The sequence below is a fragment of the Bdellovibrio bacteriovorus HD100 genome (genome assembly GCF_000196175.1).
In the GTDB taxonomy this organism is placed as follows: Bacteria; Bdellovibrionota; Bdellovibrionia; order Bdellovibrionales; family Bdellovibrionaceae; genus Bdellovibrio; species Bdellovibrio bacteriovorus.
This window is the reverse complement of sequence record NC_005363.1, coordinates 3307494-3326670: the sequence shown is the minus strand read 5'-3', so window position 1 is coordinate 3326670 and position 19177 is coordinate 3307494. Positions and strand designations below refer to the sequence as shown.

Genomic DNA, 19177 nt, shown 5'->3' with positions numbered 1-19177 from the left:
GCCACTCACGCTGCGTATTACTCTTGTGAAAGAATCTTTGCCGTCGCTTCAATCCAATCCATGTGGAATTGAACGTTCATGTATTCACCCTGCATGATGCACAGGTTCCATTCTTCCTTCGGCAGTTTGTCGTCAAAGAATGTTTTCGAAGCCACGCCGACCACCATCGTGTCGTTGCCGATCGTGGTGATAGCAGGACCGCCAGAATCGCCTTGGCAGAAACCTTTGCCTTGGGATTGATCCACGATGAACGCCGGCTCTATCGGGCTGTATTTGGCGATGTTCAGATCAGCTGTTCTAAGAATGCCGACATTGCCCGGGAAGGACGGGCGACCATCCATACGGCCAAAGCCAGCGGCTTTGATGCTGTTGAGGCCCAGATCCACGTCTTTGGCTGGCAACTTCATGATCTCGATACCCTCAGGCAGCGCCGTTTCCAGTAGCACCAGTGCCAGATCGTACTTTTTGTTTCCATTTTCGAACTCAGGATGAACGAGGAACTTTGCGGCCTTCACATAGGTGGTGTCACCGTGTTCATCTTTAAGTTCAATGCGATGTAAAGCGTCTTCCCGTTTGGAAATACAATGGCCCGCCGTCAGGATCAGACGGGGAGAAATAGCACTGGCCGTGCACTGGGACACCTTATAGCGGGTGGTGGTGCCGCGCTCGTCTTCAGTAACTTGCGGGTCATACAGCACGCGGAAGTTCAGGGCTTGTTTCGCTGTGGCTTCAGTCACAGCGACGTCGGTCCCGCCGACAATACCGTCAAAGTTGGAGTTATCCAGGGAGTCTTTGGAGACCTGGCCCTGGCAAGCGGTCATTATGAGTGATAATACGATCAACTTTCTCATGCCGGGTTTGGCTTGCAAAAATGCAACTCAGCTTAGATGCAAGCCAATGGGATTTCGGCTGTCAAAAAGTTGGATAGTGCCCTAAAAAGACCACGAAATTTGGGCAGCGGCGCCCAAAGCCTCGGTCTGCATCAGGCTGGACACCTGCAAAGTGGCGGTGGTGGCCGGGATCTTTTCAGACCAGCTGACCTTCATTTCGCGGACATCGCCGGTGGTGTCTTCGTTGTCGGTATAGATGATTTCGGAACTCAGACGATTTTCATCCAGTCCTTCCATCGGAAGTTTCAGACGGTGCTCGGTGGCTTGAGCCGTGCCGGCCAGAATAAGCAGTAAAGTGACCCCAATTGAAAATGCTTCGAGTAGTTTTGAATTTTCCATGAATCTAAAACTAAAGATCTTTGAAACGATTCTCCACTCGGGTTTGCAGAATTTCTGGACCAAGTGGAGGAAGCTTGCAGAATTAAAACGGTACTAAACCGAAAAGACCAGCAGAAAGCTAGTCTTTGAAGTGGACTAGCTGAAAGGGCTAGTCTTTGGTTTCTTTTTCGATGGAGGTGCGAAGCAGGGACTCGACGTGGTTCTTGCGGTTGGAGCCACCCAGCATGTTTTTCAGGCGGTTGTGAATGGACGGATCATTGATCAGCGCGCCCAGACTGCCTTCGCCCCGGTCGATCTTGGACAAAATGGAATCCAGTTTCTCGATGGACTTACCCAGCTTTTCGCCGCCACCGTGGGCATTCATTTGCGCCACGAACCTCTGACTGTCTTTGCTGGTCTGGGAAAAATTCGTGCTGGCGGTTTCCAGGTTTGCCATGATTTTACCCATGCGGTTTTCCACGTTCATCGCGTGCGTGATTTTGTAAAGCTCGTTGATGATATCAAAGATTTTGTTGGTTTCGTTGCCACGCTCAGAAACGATGCCCAGAAAGTCGGTCGGTTTTGCCACTTCCAGTATGTCGCCTTCTTTCAGGCTTTCTGCGCGCGGGTCACCCGGGATGATAAAGACGAACTTGTCACCCAAGGCTCCTTGCGTGCGGATTTCAACCTGAGAACCCTGGCGAATGCGGTCGATGTAGTCTTCGTTGATTTTCATCTTTACGTCCAAAGAGTTTTTCTCTGGCAGGAAGGTGATGGTTTCAACGTTACCCACCGTCACACCGGACAGGGACACAACGCTGCCCACCGCCAGACCCTGAACCTGATCAAAGTGAGCATGCACACGCACATAGCTAGTGAACAAAGCCTTGTCCGCGCCGAGCATAAAGATGGTGGCCAGAATCAGAAAGATCCCGATGGTCAAAAAGATTCCGACTTTGATTTGGGTGCCGAAGTGAGATTCCATTAAGCACTTTCTCCGTTGATGAACTGGCTCATGGCCCCTGGGGGCTCTTGTTTGAGTTTTTCAATTGTGTACTGCTCGCCGATTTTTCCATTCAGCAGCAGGGCGACTTTGTCACACACGGCATAGACCGTCGGCATGTCATGGGTCACCAGAATCGAGGTCACACCCTTGGCCTTCAGGCTTAAGATGGATTCCTGGATACGTTTGGTGTTGTAGGGGTCAAGACCCGCTGTTGGCTCATCGTACAAAACGACTTCCGGATGCATCATCATCGCGCGGGCCAGGCCCACACGTTTTTGCATACCGCCGGAAAGATTTCCGGGAAGCAGGTGTTCAGATCCCGGCAGACCGAATTCCTGCAGGGTTTCTTTGATCTGGCGGGAGATTTCCTCTTCGCTGAAGTTGAAATGCTCACGTAAAGGGTACGCCAGATTTTCATACACCGACATCGAGTCAAACAGGGCCCCGCCCTGGAAGGCATAGGCCACTTTTTTGCGGATTTCGATCAGTTCGGTTTCTTTCATTGGAGTGATGTCCACGCCATTGATCAGAATCTGCCCGCTGTCGGGCTTCTCCAGCCCCACCAGACTGCGCAGGATAACGCTTTTTCCGGCGCCAGATCCACCGATCAGGCCCAGACATTCACCTTTACGCACATAGAAGTTCACACCCTGGTGCACTTTTTTGCTGCCGAAGGACTTTTTAAAGTCCACAACTTCGATGACGCCTTGTCTGGTTTCGCTCATATCATTTTCTCCACGATCCAGAAAAGTTTTGAAAGGAAAAAGTCACCGACCACAATCAGGATCGAGGACACAACCACCGCCTTGGTGGTGGCAATGCCGACCTCTTTAGTCCCGGCTTTTACATTCAGACCGAAATAGCAGGACGGAATGGCGATAAAGATGGCAAAGAAGAAGGTCTTCGCAAATCCGGACAGATAGTCCTGGATGTTGGAAGTCGTCATCACTTTCAGATAATAGAAATTAGGATCCAGATTCAATTCGGTCGCGCCGATGATCAGACCGCCAAGGTTTCCGACGATGTTGGCAATAGAAACCAGGATCGGCAAAGTGATCAGGCAAGCCAGGACACGGGGAATAACGATCTTTTTGATCGGGGACGTGCCCAGGGCACGAATCGCATCAATTTGCTGGGTGACGACCATACTGCCGATCTCGCTGGCAATACCAGCGCCCACGCGGGCTGCCAGCATCAGACTGGTGAACACCGGACCCATTTCACGCAGGATGGTCACGGCCAGCAGCTTGGGAACATAAAGCTTACCACCGAACTTTTCCAGTCCCATACCAAACTGCAGGGACATCACCATGCCGATACTGACGGCCGTGATCACGATCAAGGGCAAAGAACGCATGCCGATCTGGTAGATTTGTTCAGAGATCAGTTTGTAATAGATGCGACCATGAATGGTTTCACGGAAAACATCACGGCTGAGCAGCCCCACTCCACCGATAAAGAAGAGGACTTCCATCATAAAGACTGTGAAGGGCAGGGCGAGATTATTCATTACGGAGCCTTAAACTGAGCCTTAAAATCTTCAAAGTGTTTCAGTTCAGCCGCAAACTGCTTCTGAACGCCACCATAACTCAAAGTGTAGTTGCAGTTATTCTTCTTAAACACCAAAAGGGAAAGTTGCACCGGAATGCCATCCACAGTGCCTGTAGCCACCGATTGACGAGCCTCGCGGCCATTGAACATCAAAGTATCTGATTTCACATCCAGATTGGAAAGCGCCGCCAAAGACTCTGTTTCCATTTGCTGCAAAGACGGATCCGCCCCACCACAGTCAGAAACAAAAGAAATCGTGTTCCCAGTCGACGAACTCAACCAAGCTTTGTCAGAATTGCCTGCATCAATGGATTTAAAAGGCGAACCAGGCGAAGAAAACTCCACACCCTTTGCAGGCACAGATTTCCGCCCCGGCAAATTCACCGACACACACCCAACAAAAAGCAAACTCAAGATGCAACAAACAAAGATGTTCTTCATAGCACCCATCCATCGGAATAAATTGAGGAAAAATCCAGAGTCTGTACGGCGAAACAGTGCCTCGGTCTAGGGCGGATAGGGGGAGCGGTGGCGCCTCATCCCCTTCGAACACATCCTCGCGGACGTGGCCCTTTGGGCCTACTGCTGCGGAACTTGGGGCTGAGCCACCACCGCTCCCCCTATCCGCCCTAGACCAAGCTGTCCGACCTTCCAGACAAGAATTTTCCCACTGCTTCCAGCGCCCCACCGAGAGCTCTCGGTAGCGCGTAGAAAAAGATCAGAGAACACGCACAGCGTGCACCCAGATACCGCCAAAATTTGCCGGCACACCAGGCTCTAGGAAAGGCCACACCCAAGCCAGACGCAAGTTCCACAGCAGCACGTCCCAACGGGACGGCGTCCGCGAGGACTGTCCGAAGCGGCTGGTTTGGGTGTGGCCTTTCCTAGGGCCGGGTCGTCTCGCCGTCAGCGTTTTGGCGGTGGTGTTGGAAATTCTATGAAACTTTTTGCCCATCTGGAAATTATTTGCCAATGGACCTTTGAAAGAGGTGGCACCGTATGTGCAATAGCAGAACGAAGGGAAGAGAAGGGGTTCAAGGAGTGAACACTTTACGTAATTTGATTGTGGCAGGATGCCTGTTCTTTGGTCTAGCTTCAGCGCAAGCGGCGAAGGTCAATGGAATCATTAATTTTCAGGGCGACACTGTTCACATGGAACTGTCGGGCCAGCAAAATTGGGATTACGACGTCAAACGCCTTGATAAAAAAGGTCAGGTTGTCGTTGAAATGACCGTGCCGGCGTTGGATGAATCCACGATCGGTTCTCTTTCCTCCTTTAAAAGTGATTTTGTGACGTCGGTGGCTGTGGACCGCAAGGGTCCGGATGGCAAGAACGTGATTCAGTTCACCCTTTCTGGTGAAGACATCGAGACATTTGATTACCTGACGGATCAGCCTTCTCGGCTGATCATGGATTTCTATGTGAATCCATCTGCGAAGCCTAAAAAAGACGGCAAAGCAGTTGCCAAAAAAGACACACAAATTCCGACCGAGTTGCCGGCTAAAGATGTGAAACCTGTGGCGAAAGCTAAAACTGACAAGAACCGTAAGCCAGCGGCGGACACTTTGGCGATTGCAGATCAGGGCGTGGGCTTTGCCGCTAATGATTCAGTGAAATCCGGTATCTTTGACGGTGGCGATCCGGACTATTCCCGCTTCTCGGTCAAAGACTATGAGATCAAAGAAGAGGCGATGATCCGCGCCAAGGATAACTATTATATCCCGTTCCCGATGCTGGAAACTCCGGTCAGCTACTGGGAGAAAATGAAGATCACTCCGGCGATCTACCAGATTTCCCCGCAGTCCACGGAAGAAAACAAACAGGCTCGTTTGCTTTTGACGTTGTTTGAAAAGCAGCGCTATGGCGTTTACCTGAAAACTCAGGCCTGGTTCAAAGACAAATATCCAAAATCTGAATACAACGAAGTCATTGATTTCATGACCGCCGACGTTCACCTGGCCCTGTGGAAGGAAGAAGGCCGCATGAAAGACTATGACGAGGCGATGCAGAAATATAAAGAGGCAGTCGCTAAGTATCCGCGTTCTCCTTTGGCGGAAAGAACGTCAGTGAAGACGGGCTTCCTGGCTTTGGAAAAAGGCGATGCACTCAATTCCCTGCGTTTGTTCCAAGAACACATCGACAACAAAAACTTCTCGGGCAAAGAATCTGTTTCCAAGGATCTGGCGCGTCTGGGCATGGGTTTGGCTTTCATGAAGCTGAACAAATGGACAGATGCAATTGCCCAGTTTGATCAGGTTGAAAAAGAAGCTTTCAACCGTGATTTGAAAGTGGAAGCAGCCTACCGTCGTGGTGACGTGTGGGTGCGCGGCAAGAACTATGCAAAAGCGGTTGATGAATATCAGAAAGCTTTGAAGAAGTATCCAGAGGGACAAAGCTCTTACCCGAATGCCTTCTTCAATCAGGCGGAATCTTTGTTCATGATGAACAAGTATCCGCAAAGTCTGGACACCTATCGTGAATTCGTAAAAAAATTCCCAAGCAGCAACCATTCGGCATTTGCGATGACGCGCATGGGTGAGTTGCTTGAAATCTTCGGTGCCGACAAGTCCCGCGTGATGGGGGCTTACCTTGAAACGTACTTCCGTTATGGTGAAACTCCAAATGCAGTGATTGCGCGTTTGCGTCTTTTGAGCACGCGCATGAAAGGCATGAAGCCGAAGGAAGTAAACCACGCCGTTGAAGAAATCATGTCATTGGCTAAAAAGATTGATCTTCCGAACATCGAGCAGTTTGCAACTGTGATGGTGGCGGATGGTTACACTCACCGTGGTGAACACCAAAAAGCGGTGGATCTGCTTTCCAAATACTATAAAGAACATCCCACTTCTGTGGATGTTCCGCTGCTGACCAATCGTATTGTTTCCAACATCAATGACAAGCTGGAATCCGAAGTTAACGATGGCAACTTCATCAAGGCATTGAAAACCCACAGTCAATATGCTGACAACTGGCTGAAAAACTCCAAGCGTCTGGATACCAAATATAATGTCGGTCGTGCATTTGAGATGGCCGGGGTTCCGGTTGAAGCGGAAAGATACTACAAAGACGTTTTGAACCGTATTTATGCAATTCGTGGCACCGCGGAAGCCAAAGAAATTCAGGTGAAAGAGCAGATTCCTTCCGAGGACGAACTGAACCTGCGTCTTTCCAACGTGTTCACTCAGGAGCAAAAATACAATCAGGCTTATGACTATCTGAAAAACATCAAAACGCCGGAAAAAATGGACGAACAATCTCAGATTGAACGCGTGAACATCGCGGTTCGTCTGCTGGAAAAACGCGGGGACAATGATTCTGCGGTTCGTTACCTGGGCGAACTTTTGCGCACGTGGAAAGGTCAGCCGCAACTGGTGGCTGAACCTTATCTGAAACTGGCTGAACTTCAGGTGAAACAAAGCAAACCGGATGAAGCCATCCAGTCTTTGGAAATGATCGACAAATTGCAAAGTGATTCCGGCAAGATTTCCCCGGTGATCCACGCCAAGGCGCTGGAAATGATGGGTGATATCTATCTGAGTAAAAAACAGCAGGATCTGGCGACAGGTTCCTATGAAAAGCTGCTGGAAAAGTACGAAGACAATCGTCCGCTTTCCTCCATCCGTTACAAACTGGGTCAGATCTACTTCAAAGCAGGTGAGATCCAGAAAGCGGCCGAGGTCTGGAATGACTTCAAAGGTGACAAGAGCGGGTTCTGGAAGAATCTGGCTCAGGAGCAGTTGAAGAATTCAGAATGGCGTGACGATTACAAGAAATATATCAAAAGAATTCCAGCTATGTCTGAGAACGAGCAAGGCCAATAGGAGTTTGGATGTCGTACTTTGATTTTGATGCTCTACACATCGAAGATAGAAGAATGCACGAAGTGAAACAGCTGAGCTTGCAGTTGGCTTCAACGCAGGCAAGTTTGCTTCTGGTCGGTGAGGCCGGTGTGGGTAAAACAAGTCTGGCTCGTTACATTTACACCAAAAGCCGTTCAGCACGCCTGTACTGCCTGGATTGCAAAAACGCCGGTGGCTTTGACTTCTCGCGCGTGGATGGCGGTACTTTGCTGATTGAAGATCTGGATTGCGCTTCTGTGGCATTGCAAAATGACCTGATGAAGCTGGTGGAAAGAGCTGACGGCACGCGCCCTCGTTTCATTTCCACATCCCGTCGCGATCTGCGCGCGTTGGTGAAGCAGGAACAATTCCGTCAGGATCTGTTCTATAAGCTGGCGGTTGTTCATCTGGAACTGCCGCGCCTGGAAGACCGTCGTCAGGACTTCCAGAACATTGTGAATTTTATTCTGGAAGTGTCCCAGATCATGCACGGCAAGTCGGGCTTGCGTTTGACGGCGGAAGGTTTCGACCGCCTGAACACCTGGAACTGGCCGGGCAACATCCGTGAACTTGAAAATGTGCTGGAAAGAGCCGTGGTTCTTGCAAAATCTTCACTGATTGGGCCTGAATCCATCCAGTTTGAGGCTGTGGTCGAGGATATGGACCTGGATTTTGCCCCGGGCATGTCCCTTTCTGAGGTCGAGAAGCGTCTAATTATTCAGACTCTGGAGCTGACCGCCCAGAACCGCACCCGTGCGGCGCAAATGCTTGGAATCAGTATTCGTACCTTGAGAAACAAACTTAATGAGTACAAGGAAGCAGGTGTTTTATGAGTAATATCTTCGATAAAACAACCAACGCGCTGGCGACCTCACTGAGCATGAGGCAGCTCCGTCACAATGTGACCTCCTCGAATATCGCCAATGCCGAGACTCCGGGTTATCACGCCAAGAAAATGGACTTCGAAGGCGCTTTGCAAAGAGCGCTGGATCTGGATGGCGCAAACTCCCTGAGCACGAGCAATCCGGAACACTTCGCGGTGGGCGGCATCTCGGTCAGCAAAACCCGCCCGGATATCTATGATGATCCGGAAGGGGCTGTGAACAACGACGGAAACACCGTCGATGTGGAAAAAGAAATGTCGGCGTTGTCAGAGAACGCGATCATGTACAAAGCGGCTCTGCAACTGATCAACAAGAAAATGGCGGCACTGAAGTATGCCGCAACCGAAGGGCGGTAATAGATGGCTGATTTTTTGACGGGGATGAGAATCAGCAGCAGTGGTATGGCGGCGCAAAGAATGCGCATGAATACCATTGCCAGCAATATCGCCAACATTAACACGACCCAGACCCCCGAGGGTGGTCCGTATCGCCGTAAGGACGTGGTTTTCGAGGCGATGCCCGATGCCAAAAACTTTGGCGAGATCATTTCCTCGACGGATCCGGCAGGAAGTTTCCAGAGGGTCCAGGTCACTGATGTGATCTCGGATCGCAAGGCGCCGCTGCTCAAGTATGAACCGGACCATCCTGATGCAAATGCAGACGGATACGTGGCTTATCCGAATATCAATTTGATGGAAGAAATGACCAATATGATACAGGCGTCGCGTTCCTACGAGGCCAACGTGACAGCGGTTCAGGCGTCGAAGGATATGGCGCTTTCCGCGCTGGAAATAGGCAGGTAATTCCTTCCTAGACCCCGGCAAAAATTAAGGACTTTTTTACGCAAGTTTAATACAATTTTATCAGAGGAGAAGGTGAAGCCATGGAGGGTTTTACTGTATCAAATGCAAACAGGTTTCTCGATAATGGAATCGTCCGTGATTCCAAGTCATTAAGCATCGAGAACACCCCTTCAACGAGTTCGACATCCGGTACGGGTAAGAGCTTCGCCGACACCCTGAAAGACGCCGTAGGCAGCGTGAATGAAATGCAAAAGGCTTCAGATAAAGCCATGCAGAATCTCGCGACTGGCAAAACGGACAACGTGGCCGATGTGATGATCGCCGCGGAAAAAGCAGACATCGCCCTGAAGGTGATGGTGCAAGTGCGCAACAAGATTATTGATGCGTACCAAGAAGTTATGAAGATGCAGGTTTAGTTTTCCTTAGGCTGGAGGGGTTTCCTTGAATAAGATTTTTGGTGGATTGGTTGTCCAGTTTCGCGAGTTCTTCAAAAACCTGGGTCCGACCAAAAGACTTTCAGTAATTGCGGTTACTGTAATTGCGGCGGTGGCACTTTTCACGATGCTGTTTATGGCTTCAGGGAAAGACTATGTGCCATTGTTCACAAACATTCCGACGGAGCAGGTTTCCACAATCGTTGGAAAGCTGAACGAAAAGAATGTGCCGTTCCAGCTGCGTGATGGCGGTAAGACAATCGCCATTCCAAAAGAACTGCTGCACTCAACCCAGATGACATTGATGTCCGAAATCGGTTCCCCGAAAATGGGCTCGATCGGTCTTGAGATCTTCGACAAGCAGGATTTCGGCATGAACTCCTATGCTCAGAAGATCAATTATCAGCGGGCCCTTCAGGGTGAGCTGATGCGTGCGATCAACACGCTGACAGCAGTGAAACAATCCAAAGTGATTCTGGCTTTGCCAAACAAAAAGACCTTCCTTGAAGAGGGCGGTCAGGCGTCAGCGTCTGTCGTGGTGGAATTGCACCAGGGTAAAGAGCTGACTCCGGAGCAAGTTCGCGGTGTTCGTTATCTGGTGGCGAACTCTGTTGAAGGCATGGACGCGGACAAAGTCACAGTCCTGGATGAGCGTGGTAAAGTTCTGACCCGCGTGGCTGACGGGACAACTGGTGGTTCCAATGAACTGCTGGATCTGAAAGCCAAAATTGAAGGCGACCTGGAAGACCGTATCGAAGACATCCTGACAAAGGTTGTTGGTCATGCCAAGGTTGTGGCGAAAGTGGATGCGACTCTGAATCACCGTGTGATTTCTTCTGTGGAAGAATCCGTGGATCCGGACAAAACAGCCATCCGTTCCCAGCAGTCTGAAGAGGAATCTTTGGACGGCTCCCGCACCAATCCAGCCGGTGTGCCGGGTTCCCGTTCCAATCTGCCGGGGGCAGAGGACCAGGGGACTGTGGGCTTCCGTCAGGATGTTAAAAAAGAAATCAAGACAACGAACTATGACGTGCCAAAAACCGTGCGTAATATCCGTGAATCCGCAGGGAATCTGGAGCGCGTGAGTGTGGCCGTGGTTGTTGACGGCATGATGACGACGACAACCAAAGCCGACGGCACCACCGAAACGACTTGGAAACCGCGCTCGGCTGAAGAGCTGCGCAAGTACGAGGATCTGGTTAAGAATGCGATCGGTTTCAATACCGCCCGTGGCGACAGTGTAAAAATTGAAAATATCCAGTTCCAGCCGGAAGACTTCTCTGAAGCAGAAAAGATCCTGACGACGCTGGAAAGAAAAAAGCTGATCCACGCGTTGTTCAAGTGGGCATTGCTGGGATTCAGCTTGGCGCTGTTCTTCTTCATCGTGGTGCGCCCGTTCATGCAGTGGATCACCGACAGCTTCCAGGATTCTGTTGAGGAAATGCTTCCTCGCACAATCGAAGAGCTGGAAGAGCTGCAGTCTGTGGATAACACCCTTCCGGGCATGTCCACCGCTTTGCCGGTCCTTCAGGAATCCATTGATCCTGAGAAGGCCGAATCTGAATTGCTGAAAGATCGTATCCTGTCATCAATGAGTCGTGACGAGGAAAAAGCAGCCAACGCCTTTGGCATGTGGCTGGTTAGGAAGGATGGCTAATGAAACTTCATAAGTCAGATAATATTGAGTATGAAAATCTCAAGGGCTTCGACAAGGCCGCAATCCTGATCAATTACCTTGGCAAGGATGCGGTGAAGGTTTTGCTTCGCCGTATGGACGACTCTGACATCCGCAAGCTTATCAATCAAATGAGCAAATTGCGTGTAGTGCCGGTTCACGTGACCAAACGTGTGCTGGAAGAGTACTACGAAATGATCTCTGAAACTGAAGACTACATTTTCTCTGAAAATATCTCTGCCAAGGACACCATTGTGGACGCCCTGGGTGAGGAAAGAGCCCGTGGCATCCTGGGGGGCTTGAACATCACTTCCGGTGGTTCCCGTTCTTTGGAGTCCCTGGAGATGGTCGACGCAAAATCTTTGGCGACCTTCCTGGTGAATGAGCACCCGCAGACCGTAGCCGTGATCCTGGCGCATCTTGAGCCCGAGAAAAAAGGCGAGGTTCTGAAACGTCTTCCGGAAGCCCTGCAGGCCGAAGTGGTTCTGCGTATGGCGAATCTGGAGCACGTCGATCCTGAATTGATTGCTGAAATTGACCGTGTATTGAAGAACCAGTTGTCCAATACGGCGACGGTCGAGCAGGCGGCATTGGGTGGCGTACATCCGGTGGCGGAAATGCTCAACGTCATGGACAAGAACACGGAAACCGCGATCATGTCGCGCCTGGAGGAAAAAGATCCTCTGCTGGCCGAAGAGATCCGCAAACTGATGTTCGTCTTCGACGACATCGTGAAAATCGACGACCGTGGCATTCAGTCGCTTCTCAAGGAAGTGGCGAACGAAAAACTTCTGCTGGCGCTCAAAACTTCCAGCGAAGAGATTCGTACGAAGATCTTCAAGAACATCTCTGCCCGTGCGGCCGAGATGCTGCGTGAGGATCTGTCGAACATGGGTCCATCCCGTCTGTCCGACGTCGAGTCGGCTCAGCAGGAGATTGTGAACGTGGCACGCCGTCTGGAAGCCGAAGGAAAAATCCTGATCGCAAGAGGTGGTTCAGAAGATGCAATGGTCTAATCGCGCCTCCAAGTCCGTTCTGTCCAAGGAAGTGGCTGAAAAAACAGTGCTCGAGTTTGTTCCCATGCGTTTCGATCTGGGGACTCCCGAGCAGGCCATGAACTATCTGGCAGAAAAGAGCAAAGGCTCTGATTTCCGCATGAACGATGCCGTGCGTGTGCAGACGGGTATTGATCAGGTGGAAAAAGGCAACGACGAGGAAAAAGTCGAAGTGGCCGCTTTGGAAAAGCTGAAAGAAATCCAGGAAGGCGCCTATCAGGAAGCCTATCGCCTGGGTCTGGAAGAGGGCCGTAAAGAGGCCTTCGAACAGGTGTCTGCGGATATCGCCGAGCGTATGGCCGGTTTGGACACCCTGTTGCTGACCATCAAAGAACTTAAAAAAGAAATGTCCGGATTCAACGAAGCCCATCTGCTGAAACTGATGTTCCAGATGGCCTCCCGTCTGGCCAAAACCGAACTTAACAGCAACAACGACGCGATGGTGGGAATCCTGCGCGACGCGGTTGGTTTGGCTCAGGACGAGGAAGAAATCACCGTTCATGTGTCCCAGACTCAGTTTGACTTCCTTGAGGAGCTTAAATCCGAGACCGGCCGTGAATTTGAATTCATCAAAAAAATCAAATTTGAACCCAACGCCGAAGTGGCTGACGGCGGTTGCATTGTTGAAACCAACTATGGTGAAGTCGATGCCCGCATTGAACAGCGCGTGGAACAGTTGTGGTCTGTTCTTTCTGAAAACATGCCCAAAGTTAAAGACAGGATTGCCGGTTAATGAGCGAATTTGAACTGAACCTGGATAAGTATTCTGACGTGATCCAGTCTGTCCACTTGACGAAGGACAGCGGCAAAGTCACGGAAGTGAACGGGATGCTTATCAAAGGATATCTGCCGGGCGCAAGCGTTGGCAGTATCGTGTCCATCAATCCCAGCGGGATGGAAAAATCCTTCCTGGCCGAAGTGGTGGGGTTCAAGGACAAGCATGTTCTGATGATGGCTCTGAATGACATGAGAGGCGTGGCCCTGGGATCAAAAATCGTCCTGGCCCGTCAGATCGCCACCGTGCGCGCGGGTGAAGAGCTTTTGGGCCGTGTGGTGGATGGCCTGGGTCGTCCTCTGGATGACAAGGGCGAAGTCGAAAATTTCCGTGAAGTTCCTTTGTACAGTGAAGTTCGCAACCCTCTGGATCGCCGTCCGATCCGTGAGCCTATTGACCTGGGGATTCGTGCCATCAATGGCGCATTAACCGCAGGACTGGGCCAGCGTGTCGCTATTATGGCGGGTTCCGGTGTGGGTAAGTCCGTATTGCTGGGTATGATGGCCCGTAATACGAATGCCGACGTCAACGTGATTGCCATGATCGGTGAACGTGGACGTGAGGTGCGCGAATTTATCGAGCACGATCTGGGCCCGGAAGGGATGAAAAGATCGGTTGTTGTCTGTGTGACCAGTGACCAAAGCCCGCTGCTGCGTATGCGGGGCGCTTATGTGGCGACGGCTCTGGCTGAATACTTCTCCTCTCAGGGGAAGAATGTGTTGTTGATGATGGACTCCGTGACTCGTTTTGCGATGGCTCAAAGGGAAATCGGTCTGAGTACCGGTGAACCACCATCCCAAAAGGGTTACACCCCCAGCGTCTTTGCCACCCTGCCTAAGCTGCTTGAGCGTGCCGGGTCCTTTGAGGGCGAAGGCAGCATCACCGGCTTCTATACGACGCTGGTGGAAGGGGATGACATGAATGATCCGATCGGAGATTCAGTTCGTTCCATCGTGGACGGGCACATCGTTCTAAGCCGCTCTTTGGCTCAGAAGGGTCACTTCCCGGCGATTGATATCATGCAAAGTGCCAGCCGGGTGATGCGGGCCGTGTCCTCGCCAGAGCACTCCAAGCTGGCGCAAAAGCTGCGTGAAACCCTGGCGGTCTATAAAGACGCCGAGGATTTGATCAACATCGGTGCCTACAAGCCGGGATCCAATCCCAAGATTGACCGGGCCGTGAAGGTGATTGATCAGGTGAACGACTTCCTTAAACAAAGAGTCGAGGACCCGACCAACTTCACACAGACCGTGCGCCAGATGCAGCAGATTCTTATTAACGCCTGATAGAGGTGGACCATGAAATTCAAATTTCCACTTCAAAAAGTTCTTGAGCATCGCAAGATCAAAGAGAATCTGGCGCAAAAGGACTTTCAGGAAGCCGTGAACCTTTATCAAGAGGAACTGGCTCGTCTGAATCAGATGGGCAACCAGGTTCAGAGCGCCCATGCGCAGGTGGGGGCATTGAGCAATCAAGGTGGGGCCCAAGGTCCAGCTCTTTCCCAGATCCACGAGTTTCTTCAAGGTCAGCAAATCCGCATCCAGAGACAAATGCAAAAAGTTCAGGAATTCGAGAAATTGGTCGAGGCCAAGAGAGAAATTTTGCGACAAGCCGCTCTGGAATATAAAATTATGGAGAAGATGCGCGAAAACAAGTTCGAAGAATATCGGGCTGAGCGTCTTTCCAATGACCAGAAGGAAATGGATGAGCAGTCCATCCTGCGGTTTAAAGCTGTGAAGGAATCATAGGCAGATGAAAAGCGGATACGATCAGTTCTTCAAAAATGCACGCCAGGTTGCCGACCAGAACAACGGAGTGAAGTTTCAGAAAAGAAACGCTTCTCCGAAACTGCATCTGGATCTGGCTTCCGAGGACGTTGAGCAGCAGATCCGCCGTCGTATGAAAATGTCTGCACCAAAGAAAAAGAAAAAAGCTCCGGTACCATGGAAAATGATTGGCGTGTCTTTCTTTGGTTTTATGGTTGCCATCTGGGGATTCCAGAATCACGAAGAAGTTGAAAACATCATCAAACGTGTCGAAGTTCAGATGACCGGCGAAGCGATTGCCCAGCCTTCAGCGGCTCCGGCAGAGCCAACTCCGGCAGAGCCGAAAGCCGAAGCCCCGGTGACGGCGGCACTGAGCGGGGCTGAAATTGATCACCTGCAAAAACTGAATGAAAGAAACAAAGAGCTTGATGCGCGTGAAGAAGAACTGAACCGCATGGAGACCGAACTTGCCACCCAGAAGGTGGAACTTGAGAAACGCCTGAAAGAGCTGGAAGAGATGCGCAGCAAGATCTCCGGCATTCTGGAAGACCGGGTCAAGGCGGATGACGAGAAAGTCGATACCTTGGTACAGATGTACACCAATATGAAGCCACCCCAGGCGGCCAAAGTCTTTGAGACGATGGACGAGGATTTGGCAATTGAAATACTTGGTCGTATGAAAAAGAAGAATGCTGCTGATATTATGAATTTGTTGAAGCCTGAAAAAGCTCAGATTTTGTCTGAGATGTTTGCGGGCTACAAGCGTCGTGCTCCAGCGAGCGCGAAATAAGACAGTAACGACAGTTTTTTCCAGGGAAGGAGGAAGGTTTGTTACAAAGTATCGTACCCCCCATGGTGGGTGCGACCGAGATGAAGTCACCACCTGACAGAGGGGTGGAGAAAGACTTCAAGGGAACCGGATCCGGCTCATCCTTCGGCAAAGCTCTCGAGGAGAAAATAACCTCGAAAGACCCGAAAGAAATAAAAGAGCCACCGCAACGGGACATGAAGGCGAAGAATGAAAAGCCTGAAAAGACCGAAGCGAAAAAGGGGAAGGAACCCGAGGTCAGCCAAAACGATGGGAAAACAGAACGAAAGGGAACGGTTCGACAGCAAAAAATAAAAGAATTCATGGACTCCTTCGAGAGTGAATTCGAAATATCCCCCACGCGACTCGTGGAGGCGATGTCCCAGCTGGACGACACCCAACTAGTACAATCCCCGGAAGAGACGGCACAAGCCGTGATCTCTCAATTGGGACTCAGTGATGAGGACGCAGACAAAGCGCAGGCGATGTATGCGGGCTTGTTGCTGCAGTTGCAGCAGACTCCTGCGCCGGCGAAGGCTCCGGAATTTGCTGTGGGTGCTGGCGTGGTGACTCAGGCCGGTGTGCAGCTGCGTGCTGAACAGGCGCAGGCAAAGCAGAACATGCTGGGTAATACCGTCGACCGTTTAAATCAAAAATTCTGGACAGACGCGCAGGCAAAACCATTGCCTTCAGCGGCGTTGGGGCAGCTTGATGCTGCGGCCATGCAGAACATGGATCTGGATGAGGCGTCTTTTGCGGATATTCCGAAACAGGAAATCCCGATGGACATGCCACTTCCGGAAATGCCTCAGCAGCAGGCGCCAAAGCTTCCTGAACTTCCACCGCATCTGCAGGGTCAGATGAAGGACACCATGTCGCCGGCGTTGCTGGCGGCCTTGGCGGCAAAGAAAGCGACTGAAGCACAGGCGGCCCAGGGAACTGGTGTTGCGGCTGAAGCGGCGGTTTCAGAACAGGGCGCGGAACTGATGGCAGAGTTTACTCAAGCGGTTAAAACGCCGGAGGCTCCGAAGATTCCGACGGCTCAGGCTTTGAATCCGCTGGAAGTGCAGGCCAAGCTTTCCCAGGAATTCATGCGCAATGAATCCCAGGGTGGTAATCTGATGCAACAGGGCAATGACTTCATGAAAGGCATGAGCGCCGAAAAGGAGATGGGTGAAAAGTCCACTCTGACATCCGGTGAATTCAAGCAGGGTCTTGAAGGGCTTCAGAATGTCCATGGTGCTCCGATCAAGGGTGAATCCCTGAAGATGGATGCGGCTTTGCCTCTGGCAGGGACGGCACCACAGGCACCGGTTGATGCCAAGGAAAACGAGGCGGCCGTGAAGCAGCTGATGAATCAGGCTCAGTACCTGATCAAACGCGGTGGCGGCGAAATGAAGGTTCAGATGACCCCGGAGGGCATGGGAACCATTCACCTGAAAGTCATGCTTCAGGACGGTAAAGTGAACATGCAGATGTCAGCAGATACTCAGGAGGCTAAAAAAGCCATCGAGTCCAGTCTAGCTGAACTGAAAACCAGTCTTGCTGCTCACAAATTGTCCATGGAGAATGTAAAGGTGGATGTGGTGAACTCGACATCCGCGGATACGGCTACCCAAAACCAGACCAACATGAACGGTAATCAGCAAAGAGATCAGGCGCGCCAGTTCTGGAACCAGTTCAATGAGAACTTCGGATCCCAGGGCCGCAAGGAATCTTTCGCAGACATGCCTTCACTGAAAGGTTATGGCGGTCGTCGCGATCCACTTCAGCCGATCGAGACGCGTTCAACGCCGACTCGCAAAGTTGAAGGCCGTGGCAGTGGACTGAATCTTGTAGCTTAAAGGAGTTAAGCATGACGATGGTGAACGCGAAACTTGGAGTGAATGCCTTCGGACCGACTCAGACAAAACCTGAGACCGCCGGAGCTTCCAACATGAGCGTGGCAGACAGAGAAAAGCTGGGCGGTGAAAACGTCGGCGAAGTTCTGAATAAAATTGTCGATGCCAACTGGACAGATCCCTCCAAGAAAGTTCGCGCGGTCGGTAATCCAAGCCTGGACAAGGATGCCTTCTTCAAGCTGATGCTGACACAGATGAAAAATCAGGATCCGACGAATCCACTGAAGAGCCATGAGATGGCGGCACAGTTGGCAAGCTTCTCCTCTCTGGAGCAGATGCAGAACATGAACAAGTCACTTGATGAAATGAAGAACGGTCAGAAGCCTTCGGAAAACTTCCAGGCACTGAATCTGATCGGTAAAGCAGTCGCAGGTGATTCTTCGAAAGTGGTGCGCGGCACGAATGACAGAGAGCATGATTTCAAATTCACTCTGCCAATGGCTGCAAGCGAAGTGTCGGTGAAAGTTCGTGATGCCGAAGGGAATGTCGTGCGCACGTACAATCTGAAATCACTGAAAGCGGGCGAAAACAAACTGACCTGGAATGGTGAAGACGAAAAAGCAATGAAGGCTTTGCCTGGTGAATATCAATTCATCGCAGAAGCCAAAACTGCTGATGGTAAGAAGATGGGAATCAAAACAGACTTCGACGGAATGATCACTGGCGTGAGCTATTCCAATGAAGGCCCTGTGCTTCACGTGGGAAATCAGGCGATTCGTTTCTCTGACGTGAAGAAGATTACAGACCCACGTCTTATGACCACCGACCAGAAAGTAAATGATGTAACAAACCTAGACTTGAAGAAAGATGATGCTAAAGGACAAACTATGAAAGAGGGGAATGCAGAGTTACAAAACTCTTCCATGAATCCTGCTCCTGTAGCAAAATCTAACATCATGAACAATGTGGGCTTGTCCCGCGACATGATGGAAAAGATTGCCAAGGAGACAGCGAAGTAATGGTCGATTTAAAGAAGATACAAACTCTTGATCAACTCATCCCGCAGCAGCCGGCCAAGGTTAAACAACCTCAGCTCGATGGTACGGGACCTTCCTTCAAGGACACGCTGGATCAGCTCGGAGGCCTGAAGCCTCAGAACCTGGGACAGATGAATCCTGCAGGCCCGGTGAAGGGCGCGGAAGGGGTTAAGTTTTCGAATCATGCGATTGAACGTATGAGAACCCGGGGAATCAATTATTCTCCAGAGGACATCTCAAAACTTTCAGACGCGGTTTCGAGAGCGGCGGCGAAAGGTTCCAAGGATTCATTGATTTTGATGAATGACTCGGCACTGATCGTCAGCGTGAAGAACAACACAGTTGTCACGGTGATGGACAAGAATGCGCTCAAAGAGAACGTGTTCACCAACATCGACTCAACAGTGGTTCTGTAGCGCGATAGCCAACGAGCAGGAAGCTCAGAGGCAAACTGTGAAGCTGTCCCGAAGAGACAGATAAGCAGCTGGATTTAA

General features: G+C 50.9%; 20 protein-coding genes. 14 read left to right on the top strand and 6 right to left on the bottom strand.

Annotated elements, in window-relative coordinates; genetic code table 11:
- Positions 1 to 17: 17 nt before the first annotated feature.
- From BD_RS15625 to BD_RS15600, 6 genes are all read right to left on the bottom strand, one after another.
- Positions 18 to 851, bottom strand: a complete 834-nt coding sequence (locus BD_RS15625) for a S1 family peptidase (protein ID WP_226988061.1) — start codon at positions 849 to 851, stop codon at positions 18 to 20.
- A gap of 81 nt (positions 852 to 932) precedes the next feature.
- Positions 933 to 1229 (bottom strand): hypothetical protein, encoded by a 297-nt coding sequence (locus tag BD_RS15620; RefSeq protein WP_157865727.1) that lies wholly within the window; start codon positions 1227 to 1229, stop codon positions 933 to 935.
- A gap of 148 nt (positions 1230 to 1377) precedes the next feature.
- Positions 1378 to 2193, bottom strand: coding sequence for an MlaD family protein (locus BD_RS15615; RefSeq protein WP_011165749.1), 816 nt, complete (start codon positions 2191 to 2193; stop codon positions 1378 to 1380).
- The gene (locus BD_RS15610; protein ID WP_011165748.1) at positions 2193 to 2939 is read right to left on the bottom strand and encodes an ABC transporter ATP-binding protein; all 747 of its coding nucleotides are present in this window, start codon (positions 2937 to 2939) and stop codon (positions 2193 to 2195) included. The genes BD_RS15615 and BD_RS15610 overlap by 1 nt, the downstream gene beginning before the upstream one ends.
- Positions 2936 to 3724, bottom strand: coding sequence for an MlaE family ABC transporter permease (locus BD_RS15605; RefSeq protein WP_011165747.1), 789 nt, complete (start codon positions 3722 to 3724; stop codon positions 2936 to 2938). The genes BD_RS15610 and BD_RS15605 overlap by 4 nt, the downstream gene beginning before the upstream one ends.
- Positions 3724 to 4206 (bottom strand): hypothetical protein, encoded by a 483-nt coding sequence (locus BD_RS15600; protein ID WP_226988059.1) that lies wholly within the window; start codon positions 4204 to 4206, stop codon positions 3724 to 3726. Before BD_RS15600 ends, BD_RS15605 begins: the two co-directional genes overlap by 1 nt.
- A gap of 600 nt (positions 4207 to 4806) precedes the next feature.
- Between BD_RS15600 and BD_RS15595 the strand changes: the two genes are divergently transcribed.
- The 14 genes from BD_RS15595 to BD_RS15530 all read left to right on the top strand — a co-directional run bounded on the left by BD_RS15595 (position 4807) and on the right by BD_RS15530 (position 19099).
- A complete protein-coding gene (locus BD_RS15595; protein WP_157865726.1) occupies positions 4807 to 7587 on the top strand; it encodes a tetratricopeptide repeat protein in 2781 nt (926 codons plus the stop codon).
- An 8-nt stretch (positions 7588 to 7595) separates the two neighbouring features.
- Positions 7596 to 8438, top strand: a complete 843-nt coding sequence (locus BD_RS15590; RefSeq protein WP_011165744.1) for a sigma 54-interacting transcriptional regulator — start codon at positions 7596 to 7598, stop codon at positions 8436 to 8438.
- Positions 8435 to 8845, top strand: a complete 411-nt coding sequence (gene flgB, locus BD_RS15585; RefSeq protein ID WP_011165743.1) for a flagellar basal body rod protein FlgB — start codon at positions 8435 to 8437, stop codon at positions 8843 to 8845. The genes BD_RS15590 and flgB overlap by 4 nt, the downstream gene beginning before the upstream one ends.
- A 3-nt stretch (positions 8846 to 8848) precedes the next feature.
- Positions 8849 to 9292: a flagellar basal body rod protein FlgC gene (gene flgC / locus BD_RS15580; protein ID WP_011165742.1), complete on the top strand. Its 444-nt coding sequence runs from the start codon at positions 8849 to 8851 to the stop codon at positions 9290 to 9292.
- 80 nt (positions 9293 to 9372) lie between these two features.
- Complete coding sequence (gene fliE, locus BD_RS15575) at positions 9373 to 9708, top strand: flagellar hook-basal body complex protein FliE (RefSeq protein WP_011165741.1); 336 nt, start codon at positions 9373 to 9375, stop codon at positions 9706 to 9708.
- 25 nt (positions 9709 to 9733) lie between these two features.
- Positions 9734 to 11383 carry a flagellar basal-body MS-ring/collar protein FliF gene (gene fliF, locus BD_RS15570; RefSeq protein WP_011165740.1) on the top strand — a complete coding sequence of 550 codons (1650 nt, stop codon included), beginning with the start codon at positions 9734 to 9736 and terminating at the stop codon, positions 11381 to 11383.
- Positions 11383 to 12417, top strand: coding sequence for a flagellar motor switch protein FliG (gene fliG, locus BD_RS15565; RefSeq protein WP_011165739.1), 1035 nt, complete (start codon positions 11383 to 11385; stop codon positions 12415 to 12417). The genes fliF and fliG overlap by 1 nt, the downstream gene beginning before the upstream one ends.
- Positions 12404 to 13189, top strand: a complete 786-nt coding sequence (locus tag BD_RS15560) for a FliH/SctL family protein (RefSeq protein ID WP_011165738.1) — start codon at positions 12404 to 12406, stop codon at positions 13187 to 13189. Before fliG ends, BD_RS15560 begins: the two co-directional genes overlap by 14 nt.
- Positions 13189 to 14517: a FliI/YscN family ATPase gene (locus BD_RS15555; RefSeq protein WP_011165737.1), complete on the top strand. Its 1329-nt coding sequence runs from the start codon at positions 13189 to 13191 to the stop codon at positions 14515 to 14517. Before BD_RS15560 ends, BD_RS15555 begins: the two co-directional genes overlap by 1 nt.
- Before the next feature lie 12 nt (positions 14518 to 14529).
- Positions 14530 to 14979 (top strand): flagellar export protein FliJ, encoded by a 450-nt coding sequence (fliJ, locus tag BD_RS15550; protein ID WP_011165736.1) that lies wholly within the window; start codon positions 14530 to 14532, stop codon positions 14977 to 14979.
- A gap of 4 nt (positions 14980 to 14983) precedes the next feature.
- Positions 14984 to 15787 carry a magnesium transporter MgtE N-terminal domain-containing protein gene (locus BD_RS15545; protein ID WP_011165735.1) on the top strand — a complete coding sequence of 268 codons (804 nt, stop codon included), beginning with the start codon at positions 14984 to 14986 and terminating at the stop codon, positions 15785 to 15787.
- Between the two features lie 38 nt (positions 15788 to 15825).
- The gene (locus tag BD_RS15540; RefSeq protein WP_011165734.1) at positions 15826 to 17649 is read left to right on the top strand and encodes a flagellar hook-length control protein FliK; all 1824 of its coding nucleotides are present in this window, start codon (positions 15826 to 15828) and stop codon (positions 17647 to 17649) included.
- Positions 17650 to 17660: 11 nt separating this feature from the next.
- Positions 17661 to 18665 carry a flagellar hook assembly protein FlgD gene (locus BD_RS15535; RefSeq protein WP_011165733.1) on the top strand — a complete coding sequence of 335 codons (1005 nt, stop codon included), beginning with the start codon at positions 17661 to 17663 and terminating at the stop codon, positions 18663 to 18665.
- The gene (locus BD_RS15530) at positions 18665 to 19099 is read left to right on the top strand and encodes a TIGR02530 family flagellar biosynthesis protein (RefSeq protein WP_011165732.1); all 435 of its coding nucleotides are present in this window, start codon (positions 18665 to 18667) and stop codon (positions 19097 to 19099) included. The genes BD_RS15535 and BD_RS15530 overlap by 1 nt, the downstream gene beginning before the upstream one ends.
- Positions 19100 to 19177: the final 78 nt, after the last annotated feature.

What these genes read in the sequence shown, in the direction of transcription:
- BD_RS15615 (WP_011165749.1), bottom strand. Translation starts at nt 2,193, where the DNA reads ATGGAATCTCACTTCGGCACCCAAATCAAAGTCGGAATCTTTTTGACC.
- flgC (WP_011165742.1), top strand. Translation starts at nt 8,849, where the DNA reads ATGGCTGATTTTTTGACGGGGATGAGAATCAGCAGCAGTGGTATGGCG.
- BD_RS15625 (WP_226988061.1), bottom strand. Translation starts at nt 851, where the DNA reads ATGAGAAAGTTGATCGTATTATCACTCATAATGACCGCTTGCCAGGGC.
- BD_RS15610 (WP_011165748.1), bottom strand. Translation starts at nt 2,939, where the DNA reads ATGAGCGAAACCAGACAAGGCGTCATCGAAGTTGTGGACTTTAAAAAG.
- BD_RS15605 (WP_011165747.1), bottom strand. Translation starts at nt 3,724, where the DNA reads ATGAATAATCTCGCCCTGCCCTTCACAGTCTTTATGATGGAAGTCCTC.
- BD_RS15600 (WP_226988059.1), bottom strand. Translation starts at nt 4,206, where the DNA reads ATGAAGAACATCTTTGTTTGTTGCATCTTGAGTTTGCTTTTTGTTGGG.
- fliE (WP_011165741.1), top strand. Translation starts at nt 9,373, where the DNA reads ATGGAGGGTTTTACTGTATCAAATGCAAACAGGTTTCTCGATAATGGA.
- BD_RS15530 (WP_011165732.1), top strand. Translation starts at nt 18,665, where the DNA reads ATGGTCGATTTAAAGAAGATACAAACTCTTGATCAACTCATCCCGCAG.
- BD_RS15545 (WP_011165735.1), top strand. Translation starts at nt 14,984, where the DNA reads ATGAAAAGCGGATACGATCAGTTCTTCAAAAATGCACGCCAGGTTGCC.
- flgB (WP_011165743.1), top strand. Translation starts at nt 8,435, where the DNA reads ATGAGTAATATCTTCGATAAAACAACCAACGCGCTGGCGACCTCACTG.
- fliJ (WP_011165736.1), top strand. Translation starts at nt 14,530, where the DNA reads ATGAAATTCAAATTTCCACTTCAAAAAGTTCTTGAGCATCGCAAGATC.
- BD_RS15590 (WP_011165744.1), top strand. Translation starts at nt 7,596, where the DNA reads ATGTCGTACTTTGATTTTGATGCTCTACACATCGAAGATAGAAGAATG.
- BD_RS15535 (WP_011165733.1), top strand. Translation starts at nt 17,661, where the DNA reads ATGACGATGGTGAACGCGAAACTTGGAGTGAATGCCTTCGGACCGACT.
- BD_RS15560 (WP_011165738.1), top strand. Translation starts at nt 12,404, where the DNA reads ATGCAATGGTCTAATCGCGCCTCCAAGTCCGTTCTGTCCAAGGAAGTG.
- BD_RS15555 (WP_011165737.1), top strand. Translation starts at nt 13,189, where the DNA reads ATGAGCGAATTTGAACTGAACCTGGATAAGTATTCTGACGTGATCCAG.
- fliG (WP_011165739.1), top strand. Translation starts at nt 11,383, where the DNA reads ATGAAACTTCATAAGTCAGATAATATTGAGTATGAAAATCTCAAGGGC.
- BD_RS15620 (WP_157865727.1), bottom strand. Translation starts at nt 1,229, where the DNA reads ATGGAAAATTCAAAACTACTCGAAGCATTTTCAATTGGGGTCACTTTA.